Origin of the sequence: Sunxiuqinia elliptica (assembly GCF_900113005.1) — a bacterium.
In the GTDB taxonomy this organism is placed as follows: Bacteria; Bacteroidota; Bacteroidia; order Bacteroidales; family Prolixibacteraceae; genus Sunxiuqinia; species Sunxiuqinia elliptica.
On record NZ_FONW01000015.1, the window covers coordinates 65,889 to 87,732 of the forward strand.

Annotated in this window: 17 protein-coding genes; 10 read left to right on the top strand and 7 right to left on the bottom strand. The window is 42.1% G+C overall.

Annotated elements, in window-relative coordinates; all coding sequences use genetic code 11:
• The first annotated feature begins 49 nt into the window (after positions 1-49).
• The 3 genes from BM156_RS18985 to BM156_RS18995 all read left to right on the top strand — a co-directional run bounded on the left by BM156_RS18985 (position 50) and on the right by BM156_RS18995 (position 3,507).
• On the top strand, positions 50-490 hold the full coding sequence (locus tag BM156_RS18985; protein ID WP_093921487.1) for a Fur family transcriptional regulator: 441 nt from the start codon (positions 50-52) through the stop codon (positions 488-490).
• Between the two features lie 186 nt (positions 491-676).
• The gene (locus BM156_RS18990; RefSeq protein WP_093921488.1) at positions 677-1,954 is read left to right on the top strand and encodes an adenylosuccinate synthase; all 1,278 of its coding nucleotides are present in this window, start codon (positions 677-679) and stop codon (positions 1,952-1,954) included.
• A gap of 449 nt (positions 1,955-2,403) precedes the next feature.
• A complete protein-coding gene (locus BM156_RS18995; protein WP_093921489.1) occupies positions 2,404-3,507 on the top strand; it encodes an alanine racemase in 1,104 nt (367 codons plus the stop codon).
• On the opposite strand, the gene BM156_RS19000 is transcribed toward BM156_RS18995, so the two are convergent.
• The 5 genes from BM156_RS19000 to BM156_RS19020 are packed head-to-tail and all read right to left on the bottom strand — an operon-like array spanning position 3,485 to position 9,661.
• On the bottom strand, positions 3,485-5,296 hold the full coding sequence (locus BM156_RS19000) for a prenyltransferase/squalene oxidase repeat-containing protein (RefSeq protein ID WP_093921490.1): 1,812 nt from the start codon (positions 5,294-5,296) through the stop codon (positions 3,485-3,487). The genes BM156_RS18995 and BM156_RS19000 overlap by 23 nt on opposite strands.
• A 13-nt stretch (positions 5,297-5,309) precedes the next feature.
• Positions 5,310-6,158 carry a hypothetical protein gene (locus tag BM156_RS19005; RefSeq protein ID WP_093921491.1) on the bottom strand — a complete coding sequence of 283 codons (849 nt, stop codon included), beginning with the start codon at positions 6,156-6,158 and terminating at the stop codon, positions 5,310-5,312.
• 6 nt (positions 6,159-6,164) lie between these two features.
• Positions 6,165-7,709, bottom strand: a complete 1,545-nt coding sequence (locus BM156_RS19010) for a polyprenyl synthetase family protein (RefSeq protein WP_170847016.1) — start codon at positions 7,707-7,709, stop codon at positions 6,165-6,167.
• Between the two features lie 5 nt (positions 7,710-7,714).
• Positions 7,715-8,890 (bottom strand): radical SAM protein, encoded by a 1,176-nt coding sequence (locus tag BM156_RS19015; RefSeq protein ID WP_093921493.1) that lies wholly within the window; start codon positions 8,888-8,890, stop codon positions 7,715-7,717.
• A 3-nt stretch (positions 8,891-8,893) separates the two neighbouring features.
• The gene (locus BM156_RS19020) at positions 8,894-9,661 is read right to left on the bottom strand and encodes an ATP-binding protein (RefSeq protein ID WP_139218336.1); all 768 of its coding nucleotides are present in this window, start codon (positions 9,659-9,661) and stop codon (positions 8,894-8,896) included.
• Positions 9,662-9,909: 248 nt separating this feature from the next.
• Here BM156_RS19020 and BM156_RS19025 point away from each other — a divergent pair, with 248 nt between their 5' ends.
• The 5 genes from BM156_RS19025 (at position 9,910) to BM156_RS19045 (ending at position 15,388) form a co-directional block, all read left to right on the top strand.
• A complete protein-coding gene (locus BM156_RS19025; RefSeq protein ID WP_093921495.1) occupies positions 9,910-10,191 on the top strand; it encodes a TfoX/Sxy family protein in 282 nt (93 codons plus the stop codon).
• Positions 10,188-10,634 carry a VOC family protein gene (locus tag BM156_RS19030; protein WP_093921496.1) on the top strand — a complete coding sequence of 149 codons (447 nt, stop codon included), beginning with the start codon at positions 10,188-10,190 and terminating at the stop codon, positions 10,632-10,634. Before BM156_RS19025 ends, BM156_RS19030 begins: the two co-directional genes overlap by 4 nt.
• A 227-nt stretch (positions 10,635-10,861) precedes the next feature.
• Positions 10,862-12,901: a DUF3858 domain-containing protein gene (locus tag BM156_RS19035; RefSeq protein ID WP_093921497.1), complete on the top strand. Its 2,040-nt coding sequence runs from the start codon at positions 10,862-10,864 to the stop codon at positions 12,899-12,901.
• A 19-nt stretch (positions 12,902-12,920) separates the two neighbouring features.
• Positions 12,921-14,831 (top strand): DUF3857 domain-containing protein, encoded by a 1,911-nt coding sequence (locus tag BM156_RS19040; RefSeq protein ID WP_093921498.1) that lies wholly within the window; start codon positions 12,921-12,923, stop codon positions 14,829-14,831.
• A gap of 116 nt (positions 14,832-14,947) precedes the next feature.
• Positions 14,948-15,388 (top strand): hypothetical protein, encoded by a 441-nt coding sequence (locus BM156_RS19045; RefSeq protein ID WP_212733560.1) that lies wholly within the window; start codon positions 14,948-14,950, stop codon positions 15,386-15,388.
• 631 nt (positions 15,389-16,019) lie between these two features.
• On the opposite strand, the gene BM156_RS19050 is transcribed toward BM156_RS19045, so the two are convergent.
• On the bottom strand, positions 16,020-17,891 hold the full coding sequence (locus BM156_RS19050) for an AMP-dependent synthetase/ligase (RefSeq protein WP_093921500.1): 1,872 nt from the start codon (positions 17,889-17,891) through the stop codon (positions 16,020-16,022).
• A 152-nt stretch (positions 17,892-18,043) separates the two neighbouring features.
• Positions 18,044-21,097, bottom strand: coding sequence for a c-type cytochrome biogenesis protein CcsB (gene ccsB, locus BM156_RS19055; protein WP_093921501.1), 3,054 nt, complete (start codon positions 21,095-21,097; stop codon positions 18,044-18,046).
• A gap of 233 nt (positions 21,098-21,330) precedes the next feature.
• On the opposite strand from ccsB, the gene BM156_RS19060 reads away from it, so the two are divergent.
• Positions 21,331-21,543 carry a YgaP family membrane protein gene (locus BM156_RS19060; protein WP_093921511.1) on the top strand — a complete coding sequence of 71 codons (213 nt, stop codon included), beginning with the start codon at positions 21,331-21,333 and terminating at the stop codon, positions 21,541-21,543.
• A gap of 62 nt (positions 21,544-21,605) precedes the next feature.
• Positions 21,606-21,842, top strand: a complete 237-nt coding sequence (locus BM156_RS19065; protein ID WP_093921502.1) for a putative signal transducing protein — start codon at positions 21,606-21,608, stop codon at positions 21,840-21,842.
• The last annotated feature ends 2 nt before the right edge of the window (positions 21,843-21,844 follow it).

Genomic DNA, 21,844 nt, shown 5'->3' on the forward strand with positions numbered 1-21,844 from the left:
ATCATTAAAATTTTACTATTTTTGGGCTTTATTTAAAACTGGTTTAAGTATGAATAGCCATAAAACGAAAGATACTGTGAAGAACATGTTCACAGAATACCTGGAGAAAAATGGTCACCGGAAAACACCCGAGCGATTTGCAATCCTGGAAGAAATCTATTCCAGAGAAGGGCACTTTGACATTGAGTCGCTTTATATATCCATGAAAAATAAAAATTACAGGGTCAGCCGGGCAACATTATACAATACGATTGATCTATTACTCGAATGCAAATTGGTCGTCAAACATCAGTTTGGCAAAAACATTGCCCAGTTTGAAAAAGCTTTTGCAACCCTGCAACACGACCACTTGATTGACACCAACAGCGGAATTGTCAAAGAGTTTTATGACCCTCGAATTCGGGAGATTATTGAAGAAGCTTGCTCGAAGTATAATTTCAAGTTATCGCACCACACCCTGTATATTTATGGGGAAAGCCTTGACTCCTAAAATGTTTTAACTCATTATAAATAGTTAACCTCTGATGAAACAGAGGTTTTTTTATGCCCGATTGAAAAAATTATTTGTAATTTTATTCGCCAAATAAATTTCATGTTGGCACCGTAGAAATCAGTCCTTGTTTTTGACTTAATTTCTGCGGTTTACTTATGTTTGAAAATTAGTAAACCACATAGAATGAAAGTAGATGTAATATTAGGTCTCCAGTGGGGAGATGAAGGAAAAGGAAAAATTGTTGACGTTTTAACCCCTAAATACGATGCCATTTCCAGGTTTCAAGGAGGTCCAAACGCAGGTCACACGCTTGAGATCAACGATTTTAAACAAGTTTTACACACCATTCCATCCGGAATTTTTCATGAGAATAAGGCCAACGTGATTGGAAATGGGGTTGTCCTTGATCCTTTAATTTTCAAAAACGAAATTGAGAGCATCAAAAAGCATGGTCTTGATCTTCGCAAAAACCTTTATATCTCTAAAAAAGCACATCTAATTCTTCCAACGCACAAAATGCTTGATGCAGCATCAGAAGCTGCCAAAGGCGATACAAAAATTGGATCAACCTTAAAGGGAATTGGACCAACTTACAAAGACAAGATTGGACGCGATGGCTTACGTGTTGGAGATCTGACTGAGAACTTTGAAGAAAAATATACTTCACGTATTAACGCCCATAAAGACCTGCTGGACAAGTATTATGAGTTTGACTACTCCAAGCTATTGGAAGAAGTTGAAAAAGAATGGTTCGAAGGTATTGAGGCACTGAAACAATTTACATTCGTTGATTCAGAGCACATGATCAACGATATGATTCAGGATGGCAAATCAGTTTTAGCTGAAGGAGCTCAAGGAACATTGCTCGACATTGATTTTGGCTCTTATCCTTTTGTGACTTCTTCCAACACTATTTGTGCAGGAGCTTGCACCGGACTAGGAATCGCCCCTCAAAAGATTGGTAATGTTTACGGAATTTTCAAAGCCTACTGTACACGTGTAGGAATGGGACCATTCCCTACAGAGTTACACTGCGAAACAGGACAGAAACTTCGCGATGCCGGAAATGAATACGGATCAACAACAGGACGTCCTAGACGTTGTGGCTGGTTAGACTTGGTTGCTCTAAAATACTCCATCATGATCAATGGTGTTACCGAGCTGTTCATGATGAAAGGTGACGTATTAGATGATTTTGACACCATCAAAATTTGTGTGGGATATGAAATCGACGGAGAAGTGGTTGACAAGTTTCCATTCGAATTAGGAGACAATGTGAAGCCTGTTTTCGTGGAGCTTCCAGGATGGAAAACCGATCTTACAAAGCTAACGCACCAGAATGAATTTCCAGAAGAGCTAAACAACTACATTAGCTTTATCGAGAAAGAAACTGGTCTTCCAATCACCATCGCATCTGTTGGTCCTAACAGGGCTCAGACCATTAAAATTGAACAAAAATAATTGACAATATATCTCAATTTGCAAAGAGCTCCTTCTAAAAAAAGGGGCTCTTTTGGCATTCAAGCGTCTGCATAAACATCAACTTTGTAAACTTCATTTCTACGAAAACCCAACAAGCTATAGCCTAATTTAGTCTCCCAAGCTTGTTTTTACGTTAATTCGAACCACTTTTCTTTTCAAAACAAACTTTAAATACTATTTTTAGGTTGCTTATTCGGATTGTGCGACTTTACTCCCTTCAACTGATTTTGATTTTATTGACAAACAGAACATAAATACAAGCTGTTGAGTATGACACAGGTCGCACCCAAAGCTGCCGTATAAGTGTTTGCGATTTGAATGATTAACAAAATAGAACCACGAGTTTTATTTTTAGAACGTTCAAGAACTTATCGATCTCGAAGAGTTTGAAACAAAACAGGTATAAACACCCAGAAAAAAGAACGTTTATGGATATTGTGCGCCCAACCCTGGTACTGGACAAGGAAGTTTGCTTAAGAAACATCAAACGAATGGCCGATAAAGCCAAAGCCAAAAACTTATTCTTCAGGCCTCATTTTAAAACCCACCAATCGGCCGAAATCGGGGAATGGTTCCGTGATGTTGGCGTTACTGCAATCACCGTATCCTCCGTTCACATGGCCAACTATTTTGCTCAACATGGCTGGAAAGACATTACCATTGCACTTCCGGTAAATCCATTAGAGATCAATGACATTAATTCACTGGCCAACAAAATTAACCTCAACCTGCTTGTTGAAAACAGGGATACAATGATCCAACTGGACAAGTTCATCAAATCACCGGTTGGGATCTTCATTGAAATCGATACTGGTTATAACCGAACTGGAATTATGGCCAGTAAGACCAACCAGATTGATGCCATTCTAAAAATCTGTTCGCAAAATCCCAACCTTCAATTTAAAGGTTTTCTGACACATGCCGGACACACTTACAAGACCAAAACGAAGCACGAGATTTTCAACATTCATTTTGATGCACTCCTAAAAATGCGAGGGTTAAAAAGCCGGTATCGTAAGGATTGGCCCGACCTGATTGTTTCATTAGGGGACACACCTTCGGCAAGCATTTGTGAAAACTTTGACGGAGTGGATGAACTCCGCCCCGGTAACTTCGTATTTTACGACCTAATGCAGCATAAGCTTGGCAGCTGTTCGTTCGAGGATATTGCCATACGACTTGTCTGCCCGGTTATTGCCAAGCATGGCTCGCGCAACGAGGTTACCATTTATGGTGGAGCCATTCATATTTCGAAAGACTCGATTGTAAATATTGACGGAAAAAACCTCTACGGGAAAATTGTTGTTCGGGAAGGTAAAGAGAAGATTCTGTTGGATGAGAAAAACTACCTGTGCGACATGTCGCAAGAGCATGGTATTTTAAAGATTACTTTCCGGGATTTTCATCGATTTAATGTAGGAGACTTGGTCGAAATCATTCCTGTACACAGTTGTCTAACCGTTAACCTGATGGGAAATTACCATACCACTGAAGGAGAACAACTAAGCACTATACGGAAAGCTGATTTCTAAGCTCCAACAAACGCGACAAAGCTTCCAGATAAGCAGTCAACGGATACATCTGCTCATCATACCACAGCGATGCAAAATAAAGTCCAATTGGACTTGCTTTCAAGCCTTGTTGCTGGTAGTAGGTATCCATCCATTCCACCCCGCGCTTAACATGCAAACGCCACTCACTGCCAGCCAAAGCCGCTACGGCCAGTGCCGTCTCTTCCAACGAACCAGGACACCCCTTTTGTCCGCCCCAACTACCATCTTCATTTTGTGCTCCACCTAAATAACGAATACCTGAATGCATCAGCTGCTCCAACAGCAAACGCTCATCATCTTTTAACCATCTGTGCTGACTCATATCCTTCAGGTAAGTAATAACACGCGCTGTTCCATACACGGGGTTGGCATGTTCGTCCACCTGCTGATTACCAAACCACAAAGGCAACCAACTACCATCCTCTCGTTGATGTTTGCGAAGATACTGCAATGCCCGTTGGCAAAAACGCTTGTCCTTTTTGGCGGCCTGTGTCGATAGGACATCGCCATAAGTTTCAATACAAGTTGAAACAGCCAGCAAAGCATGCCCGGTTAAATCCGCACAACTCTGATCGAATGGCAATTTTCCCCACCCTTTAGAGAAAGTTGGCATTCCACCGTCCCGGTTTTGCAATTGGACCAGCCACTCAGCTGCTGCCAATACTTCCGCCTGCACCTTTTCTTTATCTTGCAAGCGCAACAAGGCGAGCACCGCTCCAGGAGTATCATCTCCGTCAGGAACAGAGCCAGAAAAGTTTGTCCACCCCCACCCTCCCGGACGACTTCCGTTGAATGGATGTATTTCTTTATTTTGAATGCATTTAAAGTGGTCTACAATGGCTTCCTGTTCTTCTTTGGCAAGCACTTCCTTCACGTTCGATCGTAACGATTTAACCGATAAAGAGGTCACCCAGGTTGAAAGATCAATATCGATTGGCCAGCTTCCATCCTCTCGTTGTGTGCGGCACAAAAACTGAATTCCTTGCTCAACAACTTCCTCATCCGCATAACCAGCCTCAACCAAACTTAAACAAACAAAAGCAGTCAATGGCATGGCTTCCAAAAAGCCACCACTTGCAGGCATCAACCGCCGCAACAAGTTTAGTGCAGGTCTTATCGCCCACTCACGCCCCATCCGACTCAGCATATTGGAAGGTTTCTTTTTATACACCACAATACCAACTGCAATTAATGCAGGAATGGCATAACTCACCACGCTCAGGTTAAGCAGATGATAAAACCGTCGGGGAACCAAGGCCAACTCAAATGGCAATTGCGGAATCGCCCGAAAAGCTTCCGGACCGGGAATTCCACAGAGCCCACACATGGTAAGAATTGGCACTGAAAAGGTATAATCTTTCTGGTAATGTTGTAAAATGGCTTTGGTAACCTGCCCCGTAGAAATATCAATATCGTGACACTTCAAATAGGTTTCTATTTTGTGCTGAAGAGAAGCTAAGTCCGCGTCATTTTTTGCATACAAATTAATGGCAGCGTAAACCAGCAAACTTGTGCTAACATTTCCTTTACTCTCCGGAGTATCCCCAAAACTTCCATCTTGGTTGATGTTCCGCTTCAGCCAACTCAAGCCTTTAGCAATCGCTTGCTGATGTTTGGACTCGTTGTGAAAATGCAAAGCAGCAATCGCTACAGCTACCCCCAAAGCACTGGAAGATAAACGCCCCTCCCAGTATCCTTTCTCATTGTACCGGGTTCTAAGAATTGCCGTCAGTTCATCGTAGCGTCTTTCTAGCTGATCGTATTTCATAACAGTCCATTTGTTAGTTCAATATTGTTTCTTCTGAATCCAATATGCATCCTAAAGCCAATAAGCCATAGAACGTGTATTCCAAATCCCGGGTCTCATCACCATCGCCCGATAGAAATGCTCCTTTCTCATAATTCGCCTGAATAAAATTCAAACTTCCGGGAGTTAGCAACCGCAATTCAGCTTCCGCCTCACGAAGCGCAAAAAGTGCGACTCCTGTGGATAGTAAATCACTGGAGATTCCATTTTCGAACGCTTTAAATCCATGCTCCCCATCCCAATAATTCATTAAACGCGCTTGCATTCGATTGGTTTTAAGCCCTACTTGGCTGGATGCAACCAGCCAAGCCGCCACCAAGCTACAAGGAGCTCCGGAAGGAATACGGTACAAGCCAATCAGTGATTGAAATATCCGATACCACTTTCTTCGATAGCCGTATCGCGCATCAAAAACCAAAAGGAATAGAAAAAGCTGGTACGAAAAATTGACCGGATAATCGCGTCGAAAAAGCTGTCTAAAAAAATTCAAGCCTCCTTGATCGGCTAAATTCAATCCCCTTCGCAACAACATCAACGAATAGCGATCAACCAAGTTGAGCTCTTCCTCTTGCTGCAAAATAAAGTTTTGAAGTGCTTCCAACTGTTGTTCCAAGCCTGCAGCCTTTGCCAGCCAAAAGCCAAACAGCGAATAATATAAATCTTCCTGTTCGCCACGGTCTTTAAAACCACCACTTGACTGCTGCTGATCCTCGATAAAGGCGATAACTTCCTCCCGGCTTTCCTGATCTAAAGCAAGTAGCCCAACTTTCACATAACGAATAAATCGTTGGTAAATGGGAAGGTATTCGGAGTGGTTATTCATGCTTTGCTAAAAGATTTTTCCCATCACCCCATACAGGCTTAACCTCAACTTCAAATTTTGTAAGCGATCCAATTCATGATAACACTTATTCACATAGAGTTCTAAAAACGCTTCGGCATGCTTATCAACTTCCTTGTTAATAAGTAGCTGATGAACAATCTCAGGCTTACCATTAGAAGCATACTCCGGATGATTTTCCCGAAGCAAGGCCATCAAGAAAGGGAAATGATGCAAGTGTTCCTGCTGATTTGCGTCACGAAACTCATTCAGGTCGTCCCGAATTTGATATGCAATACCAAACCAGTCAGCAAATTGTCTCAAGGTCTTTTGGTCTTCTTGGGAAGCTCCACCATTGATTGCCCCTAAAAGCAGTGCAACTTTCACTGCTTCACCGGTTTTCTGAATAAAGATGGTCAGCAACTCATCCACCGAAAACTGATAATTCTGCTTTTCCAGTGCCAAATCCGCTCCCTGCCCAACAGCCAGGGTCAAGTGAGAATTAGCGACGATCTTCAATGATTCGCTCAGCACGAATGGAGCGACCTTTAAGTCGGCTAATAACTGATAGCCTTTTCCTACCAAATAATCGCCTACATTAATGGCGATCGGCGTACCATGTGTTTTATGTAGATTCTTCTGCTCGTAGCGGAAATCATCATCATCTTCTATATCATCATGAATTAGCGAAGCTTTATGAAAACACTCGATAATTAATGCCAGTCTTGCTTGAATATCATCATCCGGATTTGACGCATAAGATCGATAGGCTAAAACAGTCAAAAGCGGGCGGATACGCTGTCCTCCGCGCATAAGCATTTCTTTGGCTAAAACAGATGTTTCATCCTGATTCTGAAAAAAGTGCTGTAAGGTATAGTCCGAAAAATAATCCTGCACCTGATCTTTTAATAACGAAACGGACAAAGGGGTTTTCTCCGGCTTTCGGTTCAGTTGATGCATCTCTTCAAAGAGCCAACCATAATCCAGCTGCGTATTCTCACACCCGTCATCCAGCAAAGGCAAGCCCAACACAGGAACTGCAGCACGCGATACCGGCTCGAACGAACGCTGTAGAACAGGCATGCAACTCACTCCAATCACGGCATCGATCGCTCCTTCCTCAACCAAGCCAACAGCAACGGTTGTTCCTTCGGCCACCAAAGTAGTGTATCCCAACGCTTCTGCTTTACTCAGCACCGACTCAATCTGGCAGCCTTTACATCCTGCACACAGCAAGCCCAACTCATCCATTTCACCTTGGCATGAATTGGCATTTTTTAAACACTGAGGCAAGAGCAATAAGCGGCGTTCAAATGGTGTTGCTGCAACCACCTCACGCCAAATTTCATTTCCAGCCAACACAATAACAAAATCCAGGTAAACCTCATCAACCCCGAGCTGCTGAATTAACTCCAAAGCCAACTCCTGCAAGCGATCGAAATCGACCGGAGGCTGCAACTGCTTTTGCGCAACCAACTGTTCAATTTCCTTTCGCAGCAAACTACGAAGCCGCACATCCTTTGGGACCTTTAATAGTCGTTGTGTATTAATCATGCTCATTATCCATAGGCGCCTAATCCAAAGAAGGCGCGTTTTTTAGCAAATCGGTAAATCCAACTCGTTTCCGGAATCGGCTCCCCGGCACCATGACTGCAAACCGGGGCCATCGCCCGCAAACGCTCAGCTTCATTGCCCCGCCCAGACGTATCTAAAGCTCCATACTTCTCGGTAAAATCAACCAACCACTGGGGATCTTCCATAATGATGCATCCCGATGTTTTTGCCGGAATAGCTGTCTTCAAATCTTTCAAGAAAGCAGAGTCCCGATAAATATCAGCTAATGGTTGGTTTCCAACACGATCAGTCGCAAACTGAATAACCGGACAAGGCTCAATGTAGCCCGATGCATTGATATGATGACTCAAGCCCGATGCAGCCGGACACAAGCCTTTTCCTTTTTCATCCCAGTAAGCATCAATAATCATGAGCTTATATTTTGAGCGTGCATCCACCATATGTTGCCGCAGCTGTTGAATTTCATCCAGGCTTAAGCTTAACTCTGCTGTAGCATTTTCGCCTACCGGCCGATAAATGTAATACCACAAATAGCTCACTCCTTTTTGAATCAGCGAATGAATGAAATCCGGAGAAAGTGCCAATTCCAAGTTCGACTTGCACACGCTCATGGCGACTCCTGTCACCAAACCCGCTTGCGTTGCCACATCAATCGCCTGTTGTGTTTTGCGATAAACCTGTTTCCCCCCACGACGAATATCGGCCACCTGCTCATCCCCTTCAAAACTAATCAGCGGGCTAACGTTAGCACACTTCCGAAGTCTATCGGCAGTAGCCGCATCCAGCAAGGTGCCATTCGTAAACAACTGAAAATAACAATCTCGGTGCTTTTCAAAAACCTCGAACAAGGGCTTGTACAAAAGCGGCTCTCCGCCCAAGATACCAAAGAAATATGATCCTTGAGCTTTGGTCTCTGTTATGATTTGATCCAGTTGCTCCATACTCAACCGGCTGTTTTTCTTCTTACCAGTCACCCAGCATCCCTGACAATTTAAATTACAGTCATCCGTCACCGAAATAAAGTGAAAAGCCGGAAAGAACTCCCCCCGATTCAATCGTTTCTGAAAACGATTAAAACTAAGGGTTCCCTTAATTCCCAGATTGTACACAAACTTGTACAAACACTTCTTATCTGTTTTAAATAACAATTGCTTCAACATGAATCATTCTTCCTTTCTGCTGGATTGTTTCAACGCTTCCAATGCTTTTCGTCTCTCTTCTTCCGCTAGTTGAACCACTCCCTCTCGAAAAATTGATTTTCGGTTTTGGTTACGTTCATTCAACAAGACAAACAAACCTCCTTTTTTCTCCGGTACCTGAACAGCACGTGTTGGTTCTGCTCCTGCCAAAGGTGTTTTCTCGGCTAAGCGCGGAAAAATAATCGCAGAAGCAGGACAGGTTCTTCCACAAGCCGGGCAGTTATTTTTGCAGGCCAATGGATTAATTACCTTCAGGCTTTTCCGGTTATAACTATACACCCCGAACAAACAAAAACGGGCGCATTGCCCACACAAAGTACAACGCGACTCATCAATAACCGGAAACCAAGCTGGCACCTTTAAATCAGTATCTCGAACATGGTAATGAGCTTCCCCTGCAGTTAGGTCGTAATCTTCTTGCAATTTGTGTTCAATCTCAGCCGGCTCCAATTCTTTAAAATTCAGAACCGCCACATCATCCCAAGCAATTTTAGCCTGACGAAAGAGATTTTCAACAGCCCTTGGATAGCAGGCAACAATGATCTTCTTTTGATAATCTGCCATGATTGTTTGCAGCACCTCTTTCTCATTCACAGAAAAAGCACACAAATCATTTAGCTCAAAAACATCAACGGCCAACTGCTTAAAACAACTACTTAGTTGGTCTAACTTTTCTGAAGAAATTACACCAGCGCTACACCGGCAAAAGAGGATACAGGCAGGTTTTATCATGGTGTTAGTCAATTAGGCTAGCTAAATAAGTCAAAATCTGGTCAATTGAGAAATCGCAAACACACTTCTACGACAGCATTAACAAGTTTTTACACTTTTGTTTGCTTCAATTGCACCTACCCCCCTGAACCTCATAAAACAACCTCTCAATTCAATTCAGCTATTTTACAACATTTTTTCTTAATTCGATACAAAAAATACATGGGCAATCACCCCTTCTGGTTAAATTTGTAAAAAAACCACTTTTGATGGAACAACTGGCCCAACTTCCGAACCTTGGAAAAACCATCGTCAACAAGCTCCATGAAGCAGGAATCGATACTCCCGACGAACTCAAATCTCTGGGAGCAGAACAAGCTTTCATCCGGCTTAAAACAATAGACACCACAGCTTGCTTCAGCATGCTTTGCGCCTTGGAAGGAGCTATTCAGGAAATACGCTGGCACCAACTATCGGCTGACCGAAAGCGCGAACTAAAAGCATTCTTTACGACCTTTTCAAACCAGCAATACTCCCATCCCAAGCCATGAACAAACCAAGCCAATCGTTATCTCCTCGTTTAAATATTGTTACCCTAGGTGTACAAGACCTGAACCGTTCCCGTACGTTTTACAAAAATGCACTAGGCTGGATTCCCTCAACAGGAAGCGACGAGCAAATTGCCTTTTACAACCAGGCAGGAATCATCTTTGCTCTCTATCCCATCGTCCCTTTGGCTGAGGATGCCGCTTGCTCGCCTGAACGAAGTGGGTTTTCCGGGATTACCCTCGCAATCAATCTTCCAAACAAAACAGATGTCGATACACTCTTCGCTCAAATCATTGCCAATGGAGGAACTTCGCTGGTTAAACCTGTTGAAACATTTTGGGGAGGTTACCATTGTTACTTTGCCGATCCGGATGGCCATCATTGGGAGATTAGCTGGGCGCCATTTTGGGAACTCGACGAACAAGGAAACCTCCTTTGGGAATAGCTAGAATTCATATAAAATCGAATAGAAAAGAAGTCTTTTCTATGTAGACATAAAATAAATAATGCCCATTTTTCGTCTGAAATTATGATTCAACATTAAAAATCCATAACTTTTATCAAAATATTAAACACAAGCAATCTACTACTAACCAACTAATTTAATCAAGACTATACACACTACCAGAATAATCAAAGCTTACAACATTTCTTAACCAAAAAACCTCACTTATGAAAATCACACCCTATGTTATCTTCGCTCCGATATTTTTGGCTTTAATTTTCGGACAAGCTCTGGCCCAAACCAACCCTCCTAAATTTGGAAAGATAGAAAAAGAAGAATTCGATGAATTGTTATGCCCCATTGACTCCAATGCACATGCCTTCTTTATTTTTGACTTTGGAAAGTCTGAATTCAAGTACAACACAACAATGGAAGACAAAGGTTTTCAGCTTCATTTCAAACGTCATTGTAAAATCAAAATAGTCGACAACCAAGGTTTCTCCTGGGGAGATATTCGTATCCCTTTATATCGTTCAAATTCGGATAAAGAAGAAGTTTTCTCCATTCGAGGATTCAGCTATAACCTTGTTGATGGAAAAATAGAAAAAACAAAGCTCGATCGTAAAGACATCATTTACGAAGAAACCTCCGAAAACTGGGAGACTTGTAAATTTGCCATGCCAAACCTAAAAGCAGGAACAATTATTGAAATTGAATACCTGGTTATTTCAGACTTTCTATTCAATCTACAAGAATGGTACTTTCAACGGCAAATACCTGTTTTACAAAGCAATTACGAAGTTACAATTCCTGAGTATTTCAATTACAATCAAACACAGTTTGGCTATTATCCATTTAGCGTAAGTCAAAAAGCCAAAAGAGGGAGAATTACCCTAACAAGTCGTGAACGAACTGGAAACAGAATTGTTAAAAGCACGCTCCACACCAATGAAATTGACTTTGAAGAAATAGTCAACTATTATGAAGCGACGAACGTTCCAGCTTTTCCAGACGAAAAGTTTGTAAAAACAGATGAAAACTATCTATCCAAAGTTGATTTCGAACTACAGTATACAAAATTCCCCAACCAGCCACTAAATTACTACACGACTAGCTGGGACGAAATTGACAAGAAATTGCTCAACAACGAATATTTTGGCAGAAGGCTTAATGACACAGGACACCTACGTGAGGCGATTGCAACACTCAAAGAGTCGGGAGCACAAAATGAAGAATTAGTAAATGCCGCATTGGAACATATTCAAAGAAAAATAAGCTGGAACAATGTCAGGAGCAAATATGTAGACACCAATTTATCCAAACCTTATAAAAACGGAGAAGGCAATAGTGCTGACATCAATCTAAACCTGGTAGCCCTTCTTCGAAGCCTTGATATTAATAGCTTTCCGGTAGTACTAAGCACTCGCGATAATGGTATTATTCACCCTGCTCACCCATCATTGAGTCGCTTTAACTATGTTATAGCTATGGCTGAAATTGACGGCAATACTTATTTGCTAGATGCAACCAGTCCAATATCGAGTTTGAACTTAATTCCCCCGTACTGTTTGAACCACAACGGTCGAGTTATCGGCAACTACCCCGAGAAATGGATTGACCTGGAAAACTATAAGCCATATACAATCAAAGCGATGTACCAACTCTCCATCGATTCGTCACTAGCTCTTTCAGGAAAAGTAAGTAAAAATTTTCAGGACTATGGCGCCTTTGATTATAAATCGAGGCTCAACGAAATCAATGATCCTCAAGAGTTCTTCTCAGAACTGGAAGAAAAAAACACAGGCTTTGAGGTAAAAAATATGGAAATTCAAGGACTTGAAGGAGAGCAACAAAAATTGAGTTTAGCCTATGAGGTCCTTCCAAAACATAAAATTGAAGGTGCTGGTGAAATGCTCTACTTCACTCCAACTTTAGATCCATTTTTTAGCGAGAATCCATTCAAGTTAGAGAAGCGAGAATATCCGGTTGAATTCAACTACCCTCATACCTTCCAAAATGTTTACACTTATATTATTCCTGCCAACCTGGAAATAACTGAAATTCCTGAGCCGATGATCGTCAAGTTGCCTGAAGGGAATGGAAGCTTTCACTTTCAAGTACATCGGGCCGGCCAGCACCTAACCATAAATTCGGTCATGAAGATTAACAAAAGCATATTTAGTCCATTGGAGTACGATGCTTTAAAAAAATTCTTTCAGTTTGTCATTGATAAACAAAATGATGTCATTGTTCTAAAGCAACTTTAATCAATAATTCGGATTTTTGATGATGAAACGATTCACATACGCACTATTCGTCTTCTTATTCTTTCATATCAGCAGCAATGCTCAATCCAACTGGGACAGCGATTTAATTCCTGATTCCTTAAAGGAAGATGCCAATGCTGTCATTCGGCACAGCTCCACCCAATACGTAAGAACCGGGCTTTCAACTTACGAGAAAAGCATTCACTACATCGTTACCATTCTGAATGAAAGTGGAGAATCTACTGCTGAACTCCGAATCTACTATGACCGAAACTCAAGTGTTGATGATATATCAATACGGCTATACAATCAGCAAGGAGAGTCCATTCGAAAAGTCAAATCGAAAGAAGTTGCGGACTACGCCTATTCCAATAGCTACACCTTATTCACCGACAGTCGAATAAAGCACTACACTCCAGCGTATAGTCATTACCCTTACACCGTTGAGTATAGTTATACGACCAAACATAAAAGTGTTGTCAGTTTTTCGGATTGGTATCCAACGGATTGGTTTGACACTGCCGTTGAGTTTGCGGAATTAAGCTACTCCACTCCTGTTGACTTTGATTTAAAATACCAAGCATTCAACACCGAGATTGAATATAGCTCAACCAACGATGAAAAGACGATCCATCATGTTTGGCAGGCCAAAAACCTCCAGGCAATTCCGAACGAAAGCTACACACTCTCCTATCAACAACTACTCCCTGTTGTTATGCTTTCTCCAGTTCAAATTTCATTTGAAGGATATGAAGGAAACTTTGAGACCTGGCAATCAATGGGACAGTGGGTCGCTCAACTCATTCAAGGGAGAGATCAACTTCCTCAGGAAAGGCTAGCTGAAATCACCAACTTAACTGATACCATCACGACACCTAAGTTAAAGGTGAAAGCACTTTACGAGTACATGCAGGCGAAAACCCGGTACGTTAACGTAGCTTTGGGCATTGGCGGCTTTCAACCACTAACCGCTCTGGAAGTTGATGAGAAGGGCTATGGAGATTGCAAAGCGCTTAGTAATTACATGAAATCACTCCTGCAAGGAATCGGGATTCATTCCTATTATACGGTAATTGGAAATGGGAAATATCGCGAAATTAAATACCCCGACTATTCAAGCCTTAACCAAACAAACCACATCATTTTATGTGTTCCTTTAGAGAAGGATACCATCTGGCTTGAATGTACCAATCAAAACTATCCCTTCGGTTACATCGGTGCTAGCAATGCCAACCGCTTCGGCTTACTAATTGATGAGCAGGGAGGCACCTTGGTCAAAACAACCAACTACCTTCCTTCAGAGAATACACGGAACAGCACCATAGCTGTCGTTCTGCAAGAAACAGGAGAAGCTCGCTTTAATTCACAAACACGCTTTAAAAATTACCTGTTTGAAAGCGTTTTTTCCCTTGTTCATAGTTCTGCTGAAGAACAAAAGAAAATGCTATTAAAAGCCTTTTCAATCGACGGACTTTCTTTTACCAATCTTGAAATTGCAAACCCGGAGAAAAGTCTTCCTCTAGCGACAGTCAGTATGGAAGGAACAATCAGTCGTTACAGTCAGAAAGCAGGAAGCCGTCTATTGGTCAAGCCACATTTCTTATTCGAAAATCTATTTCCTAGTCGATTAGATCAAGATCGAAAAGCGAGTTTCTTCCTAGCCAATGGCTATACCACAAACGACACCATTCAATTTGAGATTCCAACTGATTATACGATTGAGTTTACTCCGAAAGACCTGACTCTGGAATCAACCTTAGGAAACTATTCTCTAAGCTATGAAGTCACAGAAGAAAATAAGCTCCGAATTATTCGTTCAACCTTTATCAAACCGGGCAACTACGAGCCTGCTCTTTTCCCGGAAATTGATCTTTTTTTACGCACCTGCTCCGGAAAAGAAGAGGATAAAGTTGTTCTAAAAAAGATCTAATACGCTCGAAATCATTTGAGCCTTGAGAAAAGCCCTTAATCGACGCCGAAATCGTGAAATATTTTCAACCAAAAGTCGCGGAAAACGTTCTATGATAAGAATACAAATTAATGACTATGTACACAGGATTATTACACTTGCATAATTCGCTGCGATGGTTGATTTTATTGCTGGCACTGATTACACTATTGAAGTATTTTATGGGTTGGTTCAGCCAAAAAAGCTGGCGTAAATCAGACAATATTCTGAGCATTGTTTTCACCTCAGTCATGGATCTTCAGCTACTTACGGGCTTGGTGCTGTACTTTTTTATCAGCCCCATTACTCAAGCGGCTTTTCAAGACTTTGGTGCAGCCATGAAAAATGCAGACCTTCGTTTTTACGCGGTGGAGCATTTTCTGATGATGCTTATTGCTGTTGTTTTGGTGCACATTGGGCGCAGTAAAAGTAAAAAAGCAGGCAGCGACCGGAAAAAATTTGGTCTTTCGCTGGTCTTCTTCGGAATTGCGTATCTAATTATACTTGCTGCAATTCCATGGAGCCGGGTAATTATGTAATTAAACGATTTTCTTTTAAAGAAAGCGCTTGTCTCTATAAGATAGGCGCTTTTTCTTTTTGTCACAGAATAAAAAAAATAGCAAAAAAGTTCCGTGTTCTCGGTGATTCAAAATCAAAGAAGCCACAGAGGAACACAGAGATTTAGCTATGAAAGAAATTTGTCAACACCGCTTGGGATAACTCTTGAAGATTCCTTAAAAGAAATCGCTTGACTCCGCCAGACAAGTACTTTCCCTTTTTTGTCTCAGAATAAAAAGAATAGCAAAAAAGCTCCGTGTTCTCTGTGATTAAAAATCAAACAAACCACAGAGGAACACAGTAATTTAGCTATGAAAGAAATTTTCCAACACCGCTTGAGATAACTCTTGAAGATTCCTTTTAAAGAAGCCCTTGACACCAACAGACAGGAACTTTCCCTTTCTGTTTCCGAGTAAAAAAATAGCAAAAAAGCTCCGTGTTCTCTGTGGTTAAAAAACTAAGAGAGCACAGCGTAACACAGAGATTTAGCTATGAAGGAGATTTGTCAGACACCCCGTGCATAACACTTGACAATTTCTTTAAAAAGAAAAAGGAAGCAATCCTCGAAATAACAGATTGCTTCAGTCGTTCCTCCTTCGCAAGGACGGAAAATTATTCTTTTAGCTTTTTCAGCAATTCGTTCATATCAAAACGTAGGTTTACTTTCAGCTTGGGTAATTTCAATTTGCCATTTCCATTACCCGCTTTCGATGAGTAAATCTCATCAATAATATGCTGGTACTTTTTAGCGACGTAGTTGCGCTTTAATTTCAGCGTTGGAGACAACTCCCCGGTTTGTGGTGTCCATTCTTCACAAACCAACCGAAATCGCTTAATTTCCTCATGCTGCCCCAAGGTTTTATTGATCACCGCCACTTCTTTTAGCAATTGTGTGTTAACCGCCTTCTTTTGCACCAATTCTTCATTATCGCGAAAATGGATTTTATGCTCCGAACACCAATCGTGCAGGTACTCAAAGTTTGGCGAGATCAGGGCACTGGCAAACTTTTCATTCTCACCAATTACCATGGCTTGCTCAATAAAGAAAGACTCCTTCAGCTTATTCTCAATCATCTGCGGAGCAATGTATTTGCCGCCCGACATCTTAAACATCTCTTTCTTGCGATCGGTAATTTTCAGGTACTTCCCTTCATCCAGGAAGCCAATGTCGCCGGTGTGAAACCACCCTTCCTCATCAATCACCTCAGCGGTTAAATCAGGCGCTTTATAGTAGCCTCTCATAATGGATGGGCCTTTGCACAAGATCTCCCCATCATCAGCAATCTTCACCTCAACACCATCCAGCACCGGGCCAACTGTTCCCACCTTCATTTCACCCAAAGCCGGGTTATTCACCGCAATAACCGGTGAAGTTTCTGTTAATCCATAACCCTCCAAGGTGTACATTCCGGCCATGCCCATCACCCGGGCAATACGAGGTTGCAATGCAGCACCTCCCGAAACCACATAGGTAATGTTATTTCCCAATGCTTCGCGCCATTTCGAATAAACCAGCTTATCGGCCAACTTAATCTGCAATTTCAAAAAGAGGTTGTACTTTCGGTTGTATTCAAAATGCCGCGTCAGGCTCAAGGCCCAAAAATAAATGGCACGCTTAATGCCTTTGAGTTCCTTTCCTTTGGACACAAAACCATCATAAACACGCTCCAACAAGCGAGGAACTGAGTTAAACATATGTGGTTTCACTTCCTTGATGGCTGATACGATCTGCCCCAGGTTACCGACGTAATAAACACCCATTCCCTTGTATTGAAAGTGGTAATTAACACTCCGCTCGTACACATGGCACAGCGGTAAAAAGCTAATGACCCGGTGATCTTTTCCTAAATGGTGCATTTTTGAGTGAGCCGTGAAATTAGCCACCAAGTTCTCCTGGCTAAGCATCACTCCTTTCGGCACTCCGGTTGTTCCTGAAGTATAAATTAAAGTTGCAATATCCTCCGGGGTAATGGAGGCCTTTATCTTTTCCAGCGCCCCTTTCCATTGAGCCTCCTGCTCTTTTCCCAAGTCAATAATCTCTTGGAAATTAGCAGCTCCCTCAACTTTCTCAAAGGTATAAATCTGCTTGACGGTTCCCAGTTCATCCGCAATGGGCTTGAGCTTTTCAAACAGCTTCTTCTCCCCTACAATCAGGTATTTTGCTTCAGCATGTTCCAGAATATACCGGTACTCCTCATCTCCAATTGTCGGATAAATGGGGACATGCACCATGCCTGCCATGGCCAAGCCCATATCTACAAAATTCCACTCTGGTCGGTTAACTGTAACCGTGGCAACTTTATCTTCCTTTTGCAGGCCTAAGGCCAGCATTCCCATCGCGAAGTAGTGCGATTGCTTTTTATATTCCGAAGTAGAATAGGTGTACCACTTCCCATTGGCTTTGCCTCCAAGAGCATCTTCCCGCGGATAGTTTGACTCACACCAATCTAAAATATCAAACGTTCTCTTAACGTCATTTCCCATGTTTCCTTGTTTCGTTAAACATCTCAGAACGCGGCAAAGGTAATATTTCACCTTATATTTGAACTAACCCGTTGCCATGCTGTCAAGTCCGAAAATTATTCAAAATAATTCAGAATCGAAACAATGAGCTCATTTTCAACAGAGAAACAACATCAATCCTTCATAACTTCCTCGTATTTCTTAAACTTGAAATAGGACCAAACGGCCATGAAGGTAATCAAGCCTACGGAAGCATAAACTGCCCAGTGAATTCCCTCTGCTGATCCTTTCCCATAGGAATGAAGTCCAGATAAGAAGTAGTTTACCCCAAAGTAAGTCATCAGCACTGAAGCAAAACCAATAATGGTTGCCAGGTTATAATTGTAGCGGCCACGCAACGAAGGAATCAAACGCATGTGAACTATAAAGGCATAAATCACTGCCGTAATCAGCGCCCAGGTTTCTTTCGGGTCCCAGCCCCAATAGCGTCCCCAACTTTCGTTAGCCCATACTCCACCAAGGAAAGTTCCGATGGTAAGCATGTACAAACCAATTGTCGCCGACAATTCACTAATTGTGGTTAACTGGTCAATAAAATGATCAACATTCTTTTTGTTCCGCTCATTCATGATGATGTACAGCAACAGCACCAGAATTCCCAAGAAAGCACTCAAGCCAATAAACCCATAGCTGGCGGTAATTACGGCCACATGGATCAGCAACCAATACGATTTTAACACCGGCACCAAATGGGTAATCTCCGGATTCATCCAATTTAGATGAGCCACAAACAAGGTAATTCCGGTCAGGAAAGCCGCAGTTCCCAGTACCATTGGGTACTTGCGTCCGAAAATGATACCGGCCAACATGGCTGCCCAAGCAACATAAATCATCGACTCGTAACCGTTACTCCACGGAGCATGTCCTGAGATGTACCAGCGCAAAATCAAACTTCCCGTATGAATCAGGAAAGTGAGTATAATCAGTCCCGAGAAAATACCTTTTACTCCCTTTTGAATTCCTTTTTGTCTGAAAATATTAACAAACAGAATGGTTAGCAATACAAAACCAAGTAATAAGTAGAATGGGAAAATACGTTTGAATGGTTGGTATTGATTGTAAACCATCTCGGCCGAACGTTTTTGCTCTGATGGTAAAATTTCTTTTCCAAATTTATCCTGAAAGGCAGCAACTGTTGCCATTATTTGCCGTGGTTGAATGTCGCTCTCCGGATTGTTAATTGCTTCGGACAACAAGCCAAAGCTTCGGTTGACAAACAATGAATCGGCCGTTGGATAGCCTGTGGGATTGCTTCCCACTCCCCACCATGCATCCGACTGATCAACCGGCGGGAAGAAGGTCAACAGGTCGCCATTGAATACCATGAAACAAATGTTGATTCGTTCATCCAGAAAGATATACTCCTTATCCATTTTGTTTCTGAATGCAGGAGCTTTTGCAAAGGCCGCCTTCACTTGGTCGGTAATCAGATAATGGCCACCCAAATCAAACAAATCAGTAATCCGGGCATATTTTTGTTTCACCCCAATGGCTTTCGCCACTTCTGGGTCAATTTTCAAGAATGGAACAGATTTCCATTGATCCGGATGTAAGTTCATGCTTAAAACCACCTCATCCGAAGACATGCCATTGAGCGAAGATTTCCGGCTCAACTTCCGAAGGATTTCTCCCGACAAGGTTGACATCGGCTCAATCCGGCCATCACGCCCGTGCACCCACAAGCGGGAAAAATCATCCACCAGCTCCTTGTCCAAACGTGGGATCGTAGCCGTGCTGCTAGACTGAGCGGTTGCTGTATTGCCAGCCAACACAAACAACAAGGCGATAACGCCCACTTTGGAAGAACCAGCCATTTTTAGGTGACGAACCAAATATTGGAAATAAGCATTTTTATTGACCAAAGACCAAATCATGCCCAAGGTCAAAAGCAAATAGCCAACGTAAGTCACAAATGTTCCCCAGAAATCTTTATTCACTGAAAGTACGGTTCCCAATTCATCCTGATCGTATGACGACTGATAAAAACGGAAACCACGATATTTCAACGTATTATTCATAAAAATACGGACATCCCGTTGCACATTGTGCTCCTGATCAAGCAGCTCAATCTCACTGGCAAATGACGATGGGCTTTCAGAACCGATGTAACGTTCCAACTGAAAATCCTTCAGCCTCAGGCTAAAGGGCAGGTAAACCGGTTTTGATCCATAGGTAAGCTCCACGGGCGTGTTTCCAACCATATACGTTATCGGCTCGCCAATCTGTCCGGCTTTTCCAAAGACATTCACAACGGCCTGCCGTTCGCCATCCGATATTTCAACAATCACAGCATCTTCCGGAGAGCTGCCCGAACCATCTTTGGTTACACGCAGGCTCGCTTTCTCATAAAATTTCTTCACCAACACCAGGTAGTTGTCAAATCCGTAGAGGTGCATCAACTTCACTTCGGAGCGTGTTCCTGCGGGAACAACTTCTGGCTCTCCGCCTGCCATCGAACGAATCTCCAAATCACGATCCGCTAAAATAAAAAGCTTAGCGCCTTCCTGCTCAAATCGAATGTCGGCATTCCCTTCAAATCCCAAGGTTGCGGGTCCCAGGTTCACCAACTCGCCTTTACCAAAAGTAAATCCCTGCATGCCTTGTCCGGCCGAAACCACAAAATCAACCATCGGCTTTCCTGTTGGGCTCTCAATGGGCGAACGCAAGGCATGTTGCACAAAACCAATTGACTTAATCGAAACATCCTGCCCATCAATCGTGAGATCTTCGTCAAACTCTTTATAGCTCAATTCTGAAAAGATCACCTTCTCTGCAGTCTCTTCTCCATTCACTTTTACCGAAAAATAGGAATCGGTAGAAACAATAAAATCAGAAGTAGCCCCTTCCCTAATGTGCATAATTCCTTCGAAACTAATGTAACGAGTAATCGCTGCTCCGATAATAATTACAATGAATGAAAGGTGGAAGAGCCCGATGCTTAACTTCTTTTTGGTGTAAAGTCGGTACCGAAAAAAGTTGTGCACCAAATTGATTCCTAAAAACAGAAAAACAAGCTCAAACCAGCGGGTATTATAGATTAATGCTTTTGCTGCCGGTGTTCCATAACTACTCTCTACAAACGTAGCAATGGCCATGGCAAATGCCAGCACCAACAACAGAAACCCCATAAATGACGTGGAAACTAGAAAGTGATAAATTCTCTTCATCGAAAGTGTCTTTTGGTAAAGTGAAGTGAAAATAAAATTTTTAAAATGAGAAAGAAAATACTTTTCATCTAATAGCTATCACATTAACACTTATTGTGATTTTTAGTTTATGACAACTACCAATTACCGAAGCGATTGAATCAGCAGCAGCATCGTTAACAATTCGTCCTTCAATGAAACTTTATTCCGGAATGCGCTGTAAACAAGAATATTCAATCAAAAAATTGAGAAAAATGAAAAAGAACATGGGAATCGCGGATCGGCTTATCCGGTTAATTGTCGCAGCCATCATTGCTGTTTTGTATTTCACCGATATTGTAACCGGCACATTTGGAATCATCTTACTGATTCTGGCTGTCATTTTCTTACTGACCAGTATGTTAGGTCATTGCCCGTTGTACTGTCCTTTAAAAATGAAAACAACGCCTCCTGAAACCAAAGAGTAGGTCCGTTTTCAAAAGATTAGGAAAGCATTCTTTTTAACATGGAAAGCTCAACCGTTTGATAGATGATAAACACAGCCAAGACATTTGTCATTTACTCCGGAAACCCAATCAATGCCGAAGCAGTAAGTATGCTGCTTAATGAGCATGGCATTATCAACTTTTTAAACAACCGGCTACTGGGAAGTTTAGCTCCTTGGCAAGTCTCATCAGGAGGCTTTGCCCCCGTTGAAGTAATCATCAATGAAACGGATAAAGAAGAAGCTCGAAAATTGTTAGAAGAGTTTCATCCGCTCTGTTAGAA